Annotated in this window: 15 protein-coding genes; 2 read left to right on the top strand and 13 right to left on the bottom strand. The window is 53.0% G+C overall.

Features of this window, described 5'->3' with window-relative positions:
• Positions 1–3: 3 nt before the first annotated feature.
• From ACI32D_RS03720 to ACI32D_RS03660, 13 genes are all read right to left on the bottom strand, one after another.
• Positions 4–1,224 carry a glycosyltransferase family 4 protein gene (locus ACI32D_RS03720; RefSeq protein ID WP_439775301.1) on the bottom strand — a complete coding sequence of 407 codons (1,221 nt, stop codon included), beginning with the start codon at positions 1,222–1,224 and terminating at the stop codon, positions 4–6.
• 103 nt (positions 1,225–1,327) lie between these two features.
• A complete protein-coding gene (rny, locus tag ACI32D_RS03715; RefSeq protein WP_439775300.1) occupies positions 1,328–2,971 on the bottom strand; it encodes a ribonuclease Y in 1,644 nt (547 codons plus the stop codon).
• Positions 2,972–3,119: 148 nt separating this feature from the next.
• Entirely contained in the window at positions 3,120–4,232 is a 1,113-nt protein-coding gene (gene recA, locus ACI32D_RS03710) for a recombinase RecA (RefSeq protein ID WP_439775299.1), read from the bottom strand.
• Between the two features lie 207 nt (positions 4,233–4,439).
• Complete coding sequence (gene pgsA / locus ACI32D_RS03705; RefSeq protein WP_439775298.1) at positions 4,440–5,003, bottom strand: CDP-diacylglycerol--glycerol-3-phosphate 3-phosphatidyltransferase; 564 nt, start codon at positions 5,001–5,003, stop codon at positions 4,440–4,442.
• A 44-nt stretch (positions 5,004–5,047) separates the two neighbouring features.
• Entirely contained in the window at positions 5,048–6,193 is a 1,146-nt protein-coding gene (locus tag ACI32D_RS03700) for a helix-turn-helix domain-containing protein (protein WP_439775297.1), read from the bottom strand.
• 68 nt (positions 6,194–6,261) lie between these two features.
• The gene (gene ymfI / locus ACI32D_RS03695; protein WP_439775296.1) at positions 6,262–6,990 is read right to left on the bottom strand and encodes an elongation factor P 5-aminopentanone reductase; all 729 of its coding nucleotides are present in this window, start codon (positions 6,988–6,990) and stop codon (positions 6,262–6,264) included.
• Positions 6,987–8,240, bottom strand: a complete 1,254-nt coding sequence (locus ACI32D_RS03690; protein WP_439775295.1) for a M16 family metallopeptidase — start codon at positions 8,238–8,240, stop codon at positions 6,987–6,989. Before ACI32D_RS03690 ends, ymfI begins: the two co-directional genes overlap by 4 nt.
• Positions 8,237–9,460 (bottom strand): M16 family metallopeptidase, encoded by a 1,224-nt coding sequence (locus ACI32D_RS03685; protein WP_439775294.1) that lies wholly within the window; start codon positions 9,458–9,460, stop codon positions 8,237–8,239. The genes ACI32D_RS03690 and ACI32D_RS03685 overlap by 4 nt, the downstream gene beginning before the upstream one ends.
• Positions 9,461–9,465: 5 nt before the next feature.
• Positions 9,466–11,844, bottom strand: coding sequence for a DNA translocase FtsK (locus ACI32D_RS03680; protein ID WP_439775293.1), 2,379 nt, complete (start codon positions 11,842–11,844; stop codon positions 9,466–9,468).
• 19 nt (positions 11,845–11,863) lie between these two features.
• Positions 11,864–12,259 carry a DUF1149 family protein gene (locus ACI32D_RS03675; protein ID WP_002877037.1) on the bottom strand — a complete coding sequence of 132 codons (396 nt, stop codon included), beginning with the start codon at positions 12,257–12,259 and terminating at the stop codon, positions 11,864–11,866.
• A 32-nt stretch (positions 12,260–12,291) separates the two neighbouring features.
• Entirely contained in the window at positions 12,292–12,849 is a 558-nt protein-coding gene (locus ACI32D_RS03670) for a tRNA (cytidine(34)-2'-O)-methyltransferase (RefSeq protein ID WP_439775292.1), read from the bottom strand.
• Positions 12,846–14,027, bottom strand: coding sequence for an AI-2E family transporter (locus ACI32D_RS03665; RefSeq protein ID WP_439775291.1), 1,182 nt, complete (start codon positions 14,025–14,027; stop codon positions 12,846–12,848). Before ACI32D_RS03665 ends, ACI32D_RS03670 begins: the two co-directional genes overlap by 4 nt.
• A 9-nt stretch (positions 14,028–14,036) precedes the next feature.
• Positions 14,037–14,417, bottom strand: coding sequence for a PTS glucitol/sorbitol transporter subunit IIA (locus ACI32D_RS03660; RefSeq protein ID WP_439775290.1), 381 nt, complete (start codon positions 14,415–14,417; stop codon positions 14,037–14,039).
• 164 nt (positions 14,418–14,581) lie between these two features.
• Between ACI32D_RS03660 and ACI32D_RS03655 the strand changes: the two genes are divergently transcribed.
• Together ACI32D_RS03655 and ACI32D_RS03650 are read left to right on the top strand one after the other, a co-directional pair.
• On the top strand, positions 14,582–15,592 hold the full coding sequence (locus ACI32D_RS03655; RefSeq protein WP_439775289.1) for a lactonase family protein: 1,011 nt from the start codon (positions 14,582–14,584) through the stop codon (positions 15,590–15,592).
• Positions 15,593–15,615: 23 nt separating this feature from the next.
• Positions 15,616–15,760 (top strand): undecaprenyl-diphosphate phosphatase (locus tag ACI32D_RS03650; RefSeq protein ID WP_439775320.1); only part of this gene is annotated, 145 nt, incomplete at its 3' end.

Genomic DNA, 15,760 nt, shown 5'->3' with positions numbered 1-15,760 from the left:
GTTTTATTGTTTTTTATCTTTATCGCTATTTTTACCAGTAGCCTTTTTGTCAGCCGGCCGGTGGCCGCCCTTAGACCGCTCCTGCCACTTCTGGGGCTTGGCCTCACCCTGGTGCCAGACTTCAACGTCTGGCTCCTTGGTGTGGGTGCTATGCAGGACCAAGCGGTTAATCAAGTGGCTGAGGGGCTTGTATTTTTCCCCTAAAAGGCCAATCGATTCCACAAAGAGCTCAACAGCGATCAAGAGACCGACCAGCAAGAGGGCCATGGCCCAGAGCGGCGACAAGAGGAAGAGCATGGACACAAAAGAGAAAATCAAAGACAGGGCGTAAATCACCAGCACCGTCTGTCTTTGGGTCAAGCCCAGGTTCATCAGCTGGTGGTGAAGGTGGTGCTTATCCGCCTGGGAAATCGGCTTCTTGTTCAGCTTGCGGCGGATCATGGCATAGACCGTGTCAGAGATCGGCACGCCCAAGATGATCACCGGCACCAAAAGAGAAATGAAGGTCACGTTCTTCAAGCCTTTTAAGGCTAATACCGAGATCATGAAACCCAAGTAGAGGGCCCCAGTGTCGCCCAAAAAGATCTTGGCCGGGTTAAAGTTGTAAGGCAGAAAGCCCATTAGGCAAGCCGCCAGCATGAAGCAGGCAATCGGCACGTACAGGCCCTGGTTGCGCAAGAAGAAGTAGCCGACAATCCCCATGGTCAAAAGGGAGATGCAGGAGACCCCGGCGGCCAGGCCATCTAAGCCGTCAATCAAGTTGACCGCATTAGTCAAGGCCAGGATCCAGAAGATGGTAACCGGCAGGCTGAGATACCATGGCAGGTTGATAGTCTGGCCGGTAAAAGGAATGTTCAGCTCTGTCATCCTGACTTCGGCCAAGTAGTATGTGATCATGGCCGCGACAAAGATCCCGGCCATTTTTTGCCCGGGCTTGAGTTCTAAAATGTCATCAATCATCCCGGTCAAGACGATCACGCTGGAAGCCAGCAGGAGGGCAAAAAGCTCGTGGGTCGGGAACTGCTCTCTGAGCAAAATGAAGGTCCCGATGTTGTAGGTCACGAAAATTCCCAGCCCCCCGATAGTCGGCATAGGCTTCTTGTTGACCCGGCGGGCGTTAGGATTGTCCACTGCCCCCAGGACAAAGGCCAGGCGCCGGATGAAAGGCGTGATCGCCACTTGGATGATCACCAGTAAAAAAAGGTCAACGATAATCTTAAACATGAAATTCTGCTTTCTGAGTCTAGTTGAATTAATTATACCGGGCTTTAAGGCGATTTGCCAAATGGTAACAAAAAAGTCCAGAAATCAATCTGGACTTTCTTTATTATTTGGCAACTGCCACGGCACGTTTCTCCCGTATTACGGTGATCTTGATATTGCCTGGGTAATCGAGTTCTTTCTCGACCCTGTCCCGGATTTCGTGGGCCAGAACCGTGGTCTCATCATCTGAGATCTTGGCCGGCTCAACCATTACGCGGACCTCCCGGCCGGCCTGGATGGCATATGCCTGCTTGACGCCGTCATAGCTGCCAGCAATGTCTTCCAGTTCGGTCAAGCGGCGGATGTAGTTCTCCAAGCTTTCGCTTCTGGCCCCAGGCCGGGCGGAGGAAATCGTGTCCGCCGCCACAACCAGGTCAGCAATAAAGGAGAGCTTCGGCACGTCGCCGTGGTGGGCAGCAATCGCGTTGACCACCAGGTCCGGTTCATGGTATTTCCGGGTCAATTCAACACCGATTTCTACGTGGGAGCCTTCGATATCGTGGTCAATTGCCTTGCCAATATCGTGTAATAATCCCGCGCGAACCGCTAATTTTTCATCCAAACCAAGTTCAGCTGCCATGGTCCCGGCCAGCTTCCCGACTTCAATCGAGTGCGCCAGCACGTTCTGGCCATAGGAAGTCCGGTACTTTAACCGGCCCAGGATCTTGACCAGTTCCGGGTTCATCCGGTGGATGCCCAGTTCCATCAAGGCACTTTCGCCGGCCTCGTAAATATCGTCGTTGACTTCCTTGCGCGCCTTGTCAACCATCTCTTCGATCCGGGCCGGATGAATCCGCCCGTCCTTGATCAGTTTCTGCAGGGCCCGCTTGGCAACTTCCCGTCTGATGGAGTCAAAACCGCTCAAGGTAACCGTCTTTGGCGTATCGTCAATGATCAGGTCAACCCCAGTCATGGCTTCAAAGGAGCGGATGTTCCGGCCTTCACGGCCAATGATCCGCCCCTTCATGTCATCATTTGGCAAATCCACGACTGACACGGTCGTTTCCGCGACCGTATCCGCCGCGCTGCTCTGGATGGCATCCACGATGATTTGGTGGGCAAAGCGGTCGGCTCTGGCACTGATTTCTTCCTCGTTAGCCCGAATCATCTCCGCCTTCTCCTTGGTCAAGTGGTCGGAGACCTGGGCCAAGACGATCTTCTTGGCCTCTTCTTCGTCTAAGCGGGAGATTTCCAGCAGCTTGTCATTCTGCTTCTCTACCAGCCCATGCGCTTCTTCCAGCAAACCAGCAGCTTTTTCTTCCTGCTGTTTGATTTGGTCTTTCCTTTGTGTGAGTTGTTTCTCCCGGTCATCGAGCAGGCTGCTGCGGTGATCCAGGGTATCTTCTTTCTGCTGAAGGCGGTTTTCCTTGCGGGCCGCTTCATCGCGGCGCGCGTTCAGCTCGTCTTCAACCTTCTGCCGGTAATCCCTGATTTCTTCCTGGGCCTCCAGGATCTTGGCCTTCTTCTCCGTTTCAGCATCCCGCTTAACGGCTTCGGCGGCCTGTTTCTGCGCCTGGACTTCGGCCTTGGCTACTTCGACTTCGGCTTTCGCCTTGGCCAAAATTGCCTCCCCGCTCTGCCGGGCGTTTTCTGCCTTGGTTTCCCAGGCATTCTTCCGGATGGCATAACCAATCAGGCATCCCACGACAAGTGAAATAAGAAAAATTACAGCGACTGTTGCGAGAAAAAATATAGTATTATTCATCATGAGTTACGTCGCCTTTTTATTTAGAATTATTCACACATTACTAATCATATGTTACATTTTTGGTCAAGTCAATTCCTTAGCTGCATTTGAAGAAACAAAAAAGATTGCCGCGATCTTGCTGGCAATCTTTCTTTTCGGCAAAAATGGCCTATTTATCAGTCTTTTCCGGGCTTGCAGCCGCTTCTTGCTTGTCTTCAGCAGGGGCAGCTGCCTTCTTAGCCCGCTGCTCCTTGATCTTCTCTGGATTTTCCTTTTCTTCCAGAGATTCAGCATCGATCCCGTAAGCCTTGCGGACCTGGGACTGGATGTCCTCGTAGATGTCCGGGTGCTCTTCCAGGTACTTCTTGGCGTTTTCCCGGCCCTGGCCGATCTTTTCGCCATGGTAGGAGTACCAGGCCCCGGCCTTGTCGACGATGTCCTGGTCAGCGGCCATGTCCAGCAGTTCGCCGGACTGGGAAATCCCCTGCCCGTACATGATGTCGACTTCAGCTACCTTGAATGGCGGGGCAACCTTGTTCTTGACCACCTTGATCTTGACCCGGTTCCCGATAACGTTGGTGGACTGCTTGATCTGCTCAGCCCGGCGGACTTCCAGCCGAATGGTTGAGTAGAACTTCAGAGCCCGGCCACCTGGGGTGGTTTCGGGATTGCCGAACATGACGCCGACCTTTTCCCGGATCTGGTTGATGAAGATGGCAATGGTCTTGGTCTTGGCAATCGTGCCGGAGAGCTTGCGCAAGGCCTGGCTCATCAAGCGGGCCTGCAGGCCGACGTGGGAGTCGCCCATTTCACCTTCGATTTCAGCCCGCGGCACCAAAGCAGCAACTGAGTCGACCACGACAATGTCAATGGCCCCGCTGGAAATCAAGGTGTCCGCAATCTGCAGCCCTTCTTCCCCAGTGTTTGGCTGAGACAGGATCAGCTGGTCGATGTCCACGCCCAGGGCTTCAGCGTAAGCCGGGTCCATGGCGTTTTCCGCGTCGATGTAGGCAGCCGTGCCGCCCCGCTTCTGCACTTCGGCTACGGCGTGCAAGGCAACAGTGGTCTTACCGGAAGATTCCGGCCCGTAGATTTCCACGATCCGGCCCCGCGGGTAGCCGCCCACGCCCAAAGCCGCGTCCAGGGCCAGTGAGCCTGATGGAACAGTTGAGATCTGGGTGTCGACCTTCTCGCCCATCCGCATGACCGCGCCTTTACCGAAATTCTTTTCAATTTTCTTTAAAGCAGCTTCAAGAGCAGCTTGTTTTTCATCTTTAGCCAAATTTTTTCCCTCCTGGAAACTTACTAATAAACATTATACTTTGAAGGCCGGGTAAAAAGCAAGAAAAATCCGAACTAACGTTCAAATTATTTCTCCTCCACTTACTAGTACAAGAAAAAAGCCTTTTTTTCCCAAAACTTGCCTAAAAAATAAAAAATGAGTACCTCGCTGATACTCATTTTTAAAGAATAGTGATTTTCTAAATGCTTACATTGACCCCTTGAAGACGTCCCATGATGAATGGAAGTAGTCGTAGCCGGAATAGATCGTGAAGATCAGAGCCAGGTAGAGCAAAATGGTGCCCAGGTGGAAGATGTCGCCAAAGAGCAGGAAGATGATTGACAGCATCTGGCAGGTGGTCTTGATCTTGCCAGGCATGGCTGCAGCCATAACCTTGCCGTTGTTTTCAACCACGATCAAGCGCAGGCCGGTAACAGCCAGTTCCCGGCAGACGATGATCGCTACAACCCAGGCTGGGGCAAGCTTCAATTCAACCATGAAGATGAAGGCTGTCATAGTCAGCATCTTGTCAGCCAGCGGGTCAGCAAACTTACCAAAATTGGTTACCAGTCCCCGGGACCGGGCGATGTGGCCGTCAAACCAGTCAGTTGCTGAAGCAACGGCAAAAACGATCATGGCAACCACCCGGCTCCACAGAATTTCAGTCCCTGCCAGGGTGAATGAGCCAGCTGGCCATTGGGCGATCAGCAGGATCATGAAGACAGGAATCAAGAAGATTCGGAAAACAGTCAGTTTATTTGGTAAATTCATTGCTTTAAATTCCTCACTTTTCAGACTTAATAGTCATTCTTCTCTTATTGCTTGCTGCTGGAAGCGGCAGATGATGACGGAGCAGCTGATGACTGGCTGCTTGGAGCAGCGCTGGATGAAGCTTGAGAGCTTGATTGAACGCTGGAGCTGGAAGCAGCTGGCCGGCTTGAAGCTGAACTTTGAACGCTAGAACTGGTCCGGCTGCTGTAGCTCGTGCTGGTGCTGGTATTGGTGTTAGTGTTCGTGCTGCTGCTTGCGGCAGAGCTAGTTGATGATGAAGCAGAGCTGTCACCCAGGTAGATGGTCAAGCGGGTAGTGCCGTTGATTGGGGTGAATGGAATCTTCTTGCCGCCAACGGTTACCGTAACGCCAGTGTCAGTACCCAAGTAGACGATCAAAGTCTGCCCCTTCTTGACAGTTTCCGTGTGCTTTTCACCGCTTTGCAGGGTCCCCTGGTTGGTGATCACATTGTCAACGGAAACGTAGTAGTAGATGCTTTGCTTGCTTGAGCGGACTACCAAAGGAGTGCTGGACTTGATGCCAGTTACCCGGTAGCTTGAGCCGCCAAGTGAAGCAACCTTGATTGAGCTGGTCTTCTTCTTGGATGATGAAGAAGCAGATGAGCTCTTCTTGCTGGAAGATTTCTTGGAAGTGATCGTGACACTGGAGCCAGCATTTTCCTTCTGGCTGCTTGACCCGGTCTTTCTCATGTTGGCAACGACCATCCCCCCGATCAAAAGCAGGAGAGCAATCCCGCAGCCCAGGGCCAGGCGCGGAACCAGCTTGCGCCACTTGGCGTCCTTGGCAGGTTCTTCAGCGATTTCCCGCTTGGCTGGCCGGCTGACTGGACGGACTGTTTCCTTTTCCGCCGGCTCTGCTGGAGCTGGCACTTCAGCTTCTTCATGAACTTCTTGGGCCGGGCTTTCTGCCGGCTGACTGACTTCATTCGTGACTTCGTTTGCAACTTCGCCTTGGTACTGGCTCAGCAATTCCTTGCCGTCCAAGCCGACGATTTGCGCGTATTGCCGGATGAAGGCCCGGACATAAAAGTCGCCTGGCAGCTTGTCGAATTCGTTGTTTTCGATCGCTTCCAGGTAGCGGCTCTGGATCTTCGTAGCCTTCTCAATATCGGAAATTGAAAGGCCCTTGGCCTCTCTTGCTTTACGTAATTGTTCTCCAATGCCTGACATTATTAACCTCTTCAATCACTTTAAAATTCGTTTATAAATTATAGCACAATGGCCCAGGCTGTGTCGCCCTATTCCAGCCAGCCGCCACTGACGTAAATCGTTTGCCCGGTCAGGTAGTCGCTTTCCGGATTCAGCAGGCAGTCGACCCAGTAGGCAATTTCCTTGGGCTTGGCCAAGTGGCCGGCTGGAATTTCTTCTGCCAGTTCCTTCAGGGTCTCCGGGGAAAACATGGCATTCATGGCTGTGTTGACCGCCCCTGGCGCCACGACGTTGACCGTAAAATGGCTGGCGGCAACCTCCCGGGCATAGGCCTGGGCAAAGCGGCTGATCCCGCCTTTTGTGGCGCTGTAGACAGCTTCCATGGCGCTGCCCTGGCCCCCGTAAACTGAGCCCAGGTAGACGATCCGGCTGTGTTCTTGCTTTAGGAGCTGGCCTTCCAGAAGCTTGGTCAGTTTGATTGGATTCTCCAAATTGACCTTGATGATCTGGTCGATAACCTGGGAGCTTTGGCTGCCCAGAAAGTCATAGTTGGTGATTCCTTGGGCAAAAACAACCGCGTTGACTGGCAAAAGTCCGCTGGCAAAAGCCCTAAGCTGGTCGTCGCCTGCTAAAAAATCCAGTTTGATCGGCATGAAGTCCTGCAAGGGATGCTTTTCAGCCAATGCCTCAGCTAATTTGCTGGCCTCTTCCCAGTTGCTGTTGCAGTGCAAATACATAGACCAGCCAGACTCAGCCAGACGGGTGGCAATTGCTTGGCCAATGCCGCCGGTTGCCCCGAAAATCAATGCTCGCTTCATTCTTCCTCCCCCTCAAGCAGGCGGGCAGTGTTAATGCTGGCGCCCTTGCAAAGTTCCTGGCAATAAGCCCGGTAATCAGCAAAATTCATGGCCTGCATCTGCTCAACATTGGCAAACAGGTCTTCCTCATCCAGGCTTTCTTCAGCCATTTCCACGGCAAAGCCGGACAAATTGTCCAAGCTGCGCACGGTTTGGGCCAGCCAGCTTCTTTTATGGATTTCAAAGAGCTGCCGCATTGCCTTTTCTTGCTTTGGGGCAAAAAGACTGCCTGGCGCCAATTCTTCTTTGATCTGGCTTAAAACAGTTTCTGCTTCCTGGCTCATCCCCAATAAGACCGCGTAGGCCCCTTGCCGGGTATAAGTCACGCTGATCTGAAGCGGCTGGCTGACCAAGCCGGCTTTTCTGGCACCGGCAAACCATTGGCTGGCGGCACCTAGCTTTGATTCTAGCATGATTTCCAGCAAAATTTGACTCATATCCCGACTTGCTAAGACTTTCTTAAAGTTTGGCAAAGGAATGGCTGCCGCAAACAGGGGCACTTCCCCGCCTGGCAAAAGCCAGTCCTGGCCGCTTGATAAAAGCGGCACTAAGTCTGCTTCTTTTTGCGGGCTCCCGGGGCGCAGGTATTGGTCTGACAGTTTCTTGGCCTGGCGGAGAATAGTCTGAACCTGGTTGTCGGAAAAATCCCCGCAGGCAACAAAGGACATGCGGGAGGCTACATAGTTTTCGTCATAAGCCGCCTGGAGCTTTTCCTTGGTCACGCTGGCAATCGATTCCTTGGTCCCGGCCACGTCAATGGCCAAGTTGCAGTCTCCGTAGCTGCCCCGCAAAAGCTGGTCGCCCAGGATCCAGTCAGGCTCATCCTGGTACATGGCCAGTTCCTGCTGGATGATGGGAATTTCTTTTTCCACGTTCTCATCAGTAAAGTAAGGCTGGCCAACCAGCTTGAAGAGCAGGTCGATCATGGGGCCGACATTTTTTACCCCGCTGGCGTAGTACATGGTTTCATTGAAAGAGGTAAAGGCATTGACGCTGGCCCCCATTTTTTCAAATTCCAGGGACAAGTCGCCTTCTTCCGTGGCAAAAAGCTTGTGCTCCAAAAAGTGGGCCAGGCCGGCCACGGGCTGGGGATCAGCGCTGCCGAAGTCGACGATGATGCCGAAAAAGCGCTGGTTAAAGCCCTTGCGCCTGATCACCTGGGCCTTGAAGCCGGAAGGGAAGTCTTTTCTGATAATTTCTGGTTTGATCATTTTAATACATAGCTTTCATTCAGATACAGCTTCTTGGCAAAGTCGGCCAGCCGGCCGCTTGTCACCCGGCTGACGGCAGCCATCATGTCGAAGTCCTCGTAATCGGCATGAAGCTTGTAGCGGAGGTCTTTAGCCAAAAGCCAGCTGGCATGGTCCTGGTTGAGCAAGTGGCGGTTGGCCAGAGCCTGTCGGCTCTGCTTGAGCAGGCCCGGGTCGATCCGGCCGTCAGCCACCATCTGCATTTCCTTGCCGATGATCTGCCCGGCCAGGTCCAATTTGTCCGGGTCCAAGCCGGCGTTGACCAAAAAGAGGGCATTGTCGGCATACCAGTTGCTTTCCACCGCGTAAGCCGCCCCATTTTCTTCTCTTACCTTGCTGAAGAGCCGGGAAGACTGGTCGCCAGTCAAGTACTGGCGCAAAACTGTCCCGGTCGCCAAGTCCTGCAGGCTTGGCTGGCCCTTGTAGGCATAGCCCAGGAAAAGCTGGGCCTGCTGCTTAGCTTGCTTGTCTTCTTTCTCAATCCGCAAGTCAGGAGCCGGAATCAACAGATCCCGCTTGCCAAATTCCAAGGCCAGCCCCGGCCAGCCTTCTTCTTGCAGCTTTTTGGCTAAGAGCCGCTTGACCTGGCGGGCATCGTAGACATGACCAAAGATGCAGCTGGCTTGAGTCTTGATAGCGTCAGCAAAGCGGCGGACATCCTGGCTAGTGGCGGCCTTAATATCTGCAATTGAGCCGATGAAGCTGGCCGCGTAATCTGGCTGATCCGCGTACCAGTTGTTGAAAAAGGCGCTTAAGGCCGCGTTGCTTGGCTCAGCCATGAGCTCCTGGTATTCTTCTTCCAGCTGCCTTTGGGCCAGCTGGACGGAGCTTGGCGTAATCAAGGGTCTGGCTGCCAGGCCGGTAAAAGTTTCCGCTATCTGCCGGTAGTTGTAGTCCGGGTCCAGGATCTCCTGGGGCTCAACGAAATTGGCCAGGTAGGAAATGATCATTTCCTTGCCAAAAAGCTGCACGACTGCTTCAAACTGGAAGGAATAGCGCTGCTGCAGTTCAAGCTGCTGGATGGCGGGATCTGGAAAAAGCTCGCTTTCGTTCATCTGCATGCGGCAGAGCAGGCTGGCCATGGCCATATTGTGCTTGGTTAGCGGCAGGCGGACAAACAGGCCCAGGTTGCCGCTGGTAAATTTTTGATTGCTTTGAATGCTGATATTTTCTTCGTTCATTATTTTTATTCTTCTTGTCCTTCAGGCGGCAAAAGCACCTTGCGCGGCTTGGAGCCTTCTGGCGGGCCGACTACCCCGTGCTCTTCCAGCTCGTCAATGAGGCGGGCAGCCCGGTTGTAGCCGATTCTGAACCGCCGCTGCAGCATTGAGGTGCTGGCTGACTGCTGGCGGCGGACCAGGTCCACGGCCTGCTGGTAGTACTCGTCGTCAACGTCGTCATCGCCCTTTTCGTCATCATCCCCGGCCTGTGGAATCATTTCCTCATCATATTCAGCGCTTTGCTGGCCCTTGACCCAGTCAACGACAGCTTCCACTTCGTCGACGTCGATGTAGGCCCCTTGAATCCGTTCCGGCTTGGAAGCTCCGATCGGCAGATAGAGCATGTCCCCTCTGCCCAGCAATTTTTCAGCGCCGACTTGGTCCAAAATAGTCCTGGAGTCGACCCCACTGGAGACGGCAAAGGAAATTCTTGACGGCACATTGGCCTTGATCAAACCGGTAATGACGTCCACGCTCGGTCTCTGGGTAGCCAGAATCATGTGAATGCCGGCAGCCCGGGCCATCTGGCCCAGACGGACGATGGAGTTTTCCACGTCGTGGCCGCCGACCATCATCAAGTCGCTCAATTCATCGACAACGACTAAGATATACGGCAAAGGCTCCATTACTGGCCGGCTGGCGTCCTGGTTGTTCTCAGCCACCTTGCGGTTGTATTCGCCCATGTTGCGGACGCTGCCGGCAGCAAAAAGCTTGTAGCGCCGCTCCATTTCGTCGACGACTTTTTTGAGGGCCTTGGAAGCCAGGCGGGAGTCAGTGACAACTGGGATCATCAAGTGGGGTACCCCGCTGTAAACAGACAGTTCGACCATCTTCGGGTCGATCAAAACCAGCTTGACTTCATCCGGCCGGGCCTTCATCAAAATGCTGGTCAAGATCGTGTTGATGGCCACGGACTTGCCTGAACCGGTTGACCCGGCTACCAGCAGGTGGGGCATCTTGGTCAAGTCAGCGCTGATGATCTGCCCGGTCACGTCCTTGCCTAAAGGCACCATCAAAGGATGGTCCTTGGCCTTTTGGTCCTGGTGCTCCATAGCGTCTTTAAAGGCCACGGACTGGGCCTTTTGGTTGGGCACTTCGATCCCGATATAAGGCTTGCCCGGAATCGGGGCTTCAATTCTGATGTCCTTGGCGGCCAGGGCCAGAGCTAAGTCATCGGCCAGGTTGACGATCCGGGAGACCTTGACCCCGACGGCTGGCTGGACTTCATAGCGGGTGATGGTCGGGCCCAGGATGGCCTTTTTAACATTGACTTCCACCCCGAAGCTCTTGAAGGTTTCCTCCAAAATGGCCGTGTTTTGCCCGATTTTGTCCTTGTCGCTCGTCTGGTCGCTGGCTTGGACAGCCTTTAACAGAGACAGGGGCGGGAACTGGTAGTTGTCGTCATAGCTGACCATGCCCTTGTCCAGTCCATGGTCAAGCTGCTGGTCAGCCAGAATCATTTTCTGGTCGTCTTCAGCCTGGCTGCGGGGCTTGGGCAGGTCATCCAGTTCCAGTGAATGGGTAACTGGCGGGTCAGGATGCTGCTCAGCCACCTGGATTTCCGGCAGGGAAGGCTTGGCTGCCTTCTTCTCTTGCTTCTCTTCTTTTGCTTTTTTCTCTGGCTTTGCGGGCTTAGCTTCTTCCCGGCTAGTCCCCCAAGGGTCGGTCAACTTCTCCCGGTTGTTGGGTTCCCTTTTTTGCTGCTCTCTATACTCAGAGTACTTTTCCTTCAGCTGGCCGGCTCCGTCCTTGCTTTGCTGGATGAAGGCCCGGCTGATTTTTTGAAAAGCAGCGACCAGGTCACGGAATTTGACGTCAAAGAACATCAAGACCCCGCTGATTATGTTCAAAATGGCCAGGCACAGGCCCCCAATTTGACCTAAAAGTTGGTAGAAGATCCCGTACAAAAAGCTCCCGATCCAGCCCCCGCCGACACTGACAGTGACATTGGCCCGGGCTAATTCTTCAAAGATCACATTCTTGAAGGCCGGCAAAAATTCGCTGTGGACGCTTCTGATATTGAAAAAGCGGCTGGCCAGAATGTACAAAAGGCCCAGGTAAGCCAAAGTCAAGCCACTGGTCCGCTTAAAGCCAAAGCGGGGCGGCTGCCCGTAAATCAGCATGACCAGGCCCAAAATAGCCAGAAAGGCGCCGCCCAAAAGGTAGCTGTCCCCAATCAAGAGCCGCAAGAGGTTGGCCAGCTGCTTGCCCAGCCAGCCAAAGCGCAATAACGCCAAAATGGCTACCAAGATCAAGACGATCCCGGTAACCACCCAGCTCAAAGATTCTTCTGTTTTCTTTTTATTCTTGTTTTTACGATTAGCCTGCCTTTTCTTTCGAGGCATTTTTTCACCTGCTCAATTCTTAGAAATTAGGTTCAAAGTCCAAGTTGATCGGTTCATCCAAGGCAACCTGGCTAACTTCGTAAGTCAAGGTTTCGATGTATTCAACCAGCGGCCGGCTGAGCAGACGGTAGGTTTCCTGGTCCAGGTCCTGGCCGTCGCCGTGGTAGCCTAAAAGCTGAACGACTTGGGTGTTGACCCCGCTGATTTCGATGATATTGTCTTCGTCTGGCGTAACGTCGTAGACAACGGCTACTTCGTAGTAGCCGCCTGCTTCACCGGCATCTTCAACACCGTCTTCGCCGGTAGCAACCACTTGGCGGATAGCTACGTTGACTTCGTTCTTTTCTTCTGGTTCGTCGAGCAGGTCATAGTGAAAGGCACGAACGATGATTGGGGTCTGCTTGTTAAATTCCATGATTTTACCTCATTAAATTTCTTTTTTAATCACTAATGCTTGGGCAAGTTCCGCTGGTAGCGGCCAGGACGGTTGTAGTCGTCCTTAAGCTTGTCGTTGTCATAGTGGTGGGACTTTTCCATGTGGGGAAAGCCTTGCTGGCGCAGGGCTTCAAAAATTACGATTGCCGCCGAATTGGACAAGTTGAAGGCCCGGATCTTGTCAGACATGGGGATGCGCAGGTTGCGGTCCTCATATTGCCGCATGAAGGTTTCCGGCAGGCCGGTCGTTTCCCGGCCAAAAACAAAGTAGTAGTCCTTGCTTTCGTCCGTGTAGTCAACGTCAGTGTAGGACTTGCTGGAGAACTTGGAGATCAAGTACATCTCGGCATTGTCCGGCAAAGAGGCCAGAAAGGCCCGCAGGTCGTCATGGCGGCGGATTTCGACTTCACCGCCGTAATCCAGAACGGCCCGCTTGAGGTGCTTGTCATCCAAGCGGAAGCCCAAGGGCTCGATCAAGTCCAAGACCGTGTTGGTTCCCGCGCAGGTTCTGGCAATATTGCCAGTATTGTCGGGAATTTCCGGCTCAAACAAAACAATATGGTTGGTCATTTATTTCCTTTCTTTTCTTCTTGTTCAGCCTGGCCTTCATCTTGGAAACTGTCGTCATACAGGTGGGAAACCTTCCGGTAGTACTGGTAGATATGGGTCAAGAGGATCTTCATCACCGCGTAGGCGGGAATCCCGCCGACCACGCCCCACAGGCCCCAGACTGAGCCCGCCCCCAGCATGACGATAATTGTCGTCGCCGGGTGCATCTTCAGCCGGTTACCGACAACCAGCGGACTGATGACCCGGGTTTCGATGATCTGCTCGATAAAGAAGACAGCCAGAACTTTCGCCACCATCGGCAAATTAGTTACTAAAGCAATGATCAAGGCCGGAATCAAACCAATAAAGGTCCCAAAGTAAGGGATCAGGTTCAAAAAGCCGGCGCAGATTGCCAGGGCTGCCCCGTAAGGCTCGCCGATAACCGTATAGCCGATGAAGAACATGATCCCTACGCAGATGGCCACGGAGACCTGGCCGATCACGTAAGAGGACACGGCCTGGTTGACTTCGTGGAGCAGGTTGCTGGTTGCCTGCTCCCAGCGCTGGGGAGCAAACTTGACCAGAAACGGCCGCAATTTGTGCCCGTCTTTCAGCATAAAGAAGAGCAAAAATGGTGCCGTGGCCAGGGTCGTGAAGACGGCCGTCGCCACGCTGACCGCGCTGGTCAAATTGCCCAGGGCACTGGAGACGGTTGACCCCATGCTTTTGCTAAAGTTCTTCTGCAAAGACGTCATCTGCTTTTGCAAAGAATCACGCAAGCCGCTGAACTTCGGGCTGTGCAGGAGGTCGTCAACCGCGTTGGTCGAATTCTTCCAAATCGATGGCCAGTTCTTGACCAAAGAATCAATCTGGCTCTGGACGACCGGGATCAAGGAATTGATTGCCCAGATCAAGAAGACCGTTACTATGGCAAAAATCACCAGGATGGTGACCGTCCGCGGCACCTTGAACTTCTCTTCCAGCTTGTCCACCAGCGGCTCCATCAGATAGTACTGGACCATGGCCACCAAGACTGGCGGCAGGATGGCATTGATGAAGGTGTTGACCGGATTCAAGACAAAAGAGATCTTGTTGAAGACCAGCACGATCACCAGAGCCAAAAGCACGTTGATTAAGCCGACGCTGAAGCGGTTGTTGAGCACCCATTCCGTAAAGAGGCTCGTGTCTCTTTTCTTCATCAATCCAGCCTACAGGTGTTCGTAAACGATTTCGTCGTTGACTCTGAACTTAGGCATTTCCTGGTCTTCTGGCAAGTCCAGGTAGAGGGCGTTGGACATTGGCTTCTTTGGCAGCTTGTCAGTGAAAAAGAGGCTGGCGTGTTCCAAAGCCCGCAGGTTGCTGACCGCCATAGGGCCAACATAGTTGATCAAAAAGGTCGTTCCGTCGATGGTTACCGTGTCACCCTTTTTGAGCACGATCGCCTGGGCAGCCTGTTCATCGTCAAAGGCTTGAATGACGGAAACGTCCTGCAGTTCATCATTGGCCGTCTGGCCAAACAAAATTACAACGCGGTCTTTTTCGCTGATCGCGTTTGGTCCGATTTCTTTAATTGTAGATATCCATTTCATTTTTATCACCTGGTTAAATTCTAACATACTCCCTGCTAACTTAAAGCAAAGAAGGACAGAATTGTTAATTATTCTTTACGGACGACTATCTCTTATCGACATTTGCCAAAGATAAGCTTAATATTTAAACTAGACTTATTGTGGAGTAAATAAGGAGGTTTAAATTGCATATTTTAATTGGCGGCTACACCAAGCACGAGTCAGCCGGGATCTACCAGTTCGACTTTATCGGCTCCGGTGACCAAGCCCATCTGGAACAAAGAAGAAACGTCGTCGAAGTTGGCGGGCCAACCTATTTCCAAAAAGACGGCCAGTTCATTTTTACTATTAAGAATGAAAACGGCCAGGGGGGCATCGCGGCCTTTCAAAACGACAAGCTGGTCAGCCAGCTGCTGCACGAAGGCTCTTCACCAGCCTACATCGGCATCAACAAGGAAAAGAAGCTGCTCTACACGGCCAACTACCACACTGGCGTCCTGGCCGTCATCAGCTATGATGACCAGGGCCAGCTGACCCTGCTTGACCAGGTCAAGCACGAAAACAAGGCTTTAGGGCCGCGGCCTGAACAAGCCGGCGCTCACCCGCACTACTTTGACGAAACTCCGGGCGGGCACCTGGTTTCCTGCGATTTAGGCCAAGACAGAGTCGACTTCTACGGCTTTGACGGGCAAAAGCTTGAACATCTGGCCAGCTACCAAAATGAAGACGGCTTTGGCACCCGCCACCTGGCCTTTTCACCAGACGGCAAGTACTTCTACGTGGCCGGTGAATTGTCCAGCCAGGTCAACGTGGTCAAGTTTGACGAGGAAAACTGGATGTTCCGGTCCCTGGCAACCTATTCAACTATTCCGGAAAGCTGGGACCAGCATAACGGGGCAGCAGCCATCCGCCTGTCAAGTGACGGCAAGTTCCTTTACGTGTCCAACCGCGGCCACGACTCAATCGCTGTCTTTGCCGTTTTGCCAGACCAGGCCTTGAAGCTGGTCCAGCGGGTGTCAACTTTTGGCGAATTCCCGCGGGACTTCAACTGGGATGAAGAAGAAAAGTACGTCGTTGCCGCCAACCAAAACAGCAACAACGCCACCCTTTACCAACGGCAAAGCGATGGGACTTTGACCCCGCTGGAAAAGGACATCGCGGTCCCAGAAGGCACCAGAGTTTTATTTACCGATTAAGTTAGGAGTATTTTTTTAGTAACATGCTAGACATTTTCAAAGCCATCATTCTCGGCATCATCGAAGGGGTTACGGAATTTCTGCCGATCTCCTCAACTGGCCACCTCTACCTGGCCGACTACATCATCAAATTAGACCAGCCGACCAGCTTCATCAACATGTTTATGG

Origin of the sequence: Lactobacillus sp. (assembly GCF_051873315.1) — a bacterium.
Lineage (GTDB): Bacteria > Bacillota > Bacilli > Lactobacillales > Lactobacillaceae > Lactobacillus.
This window is presented reverse-complemented; position numbering and strand designations above follow the sequence as displayed.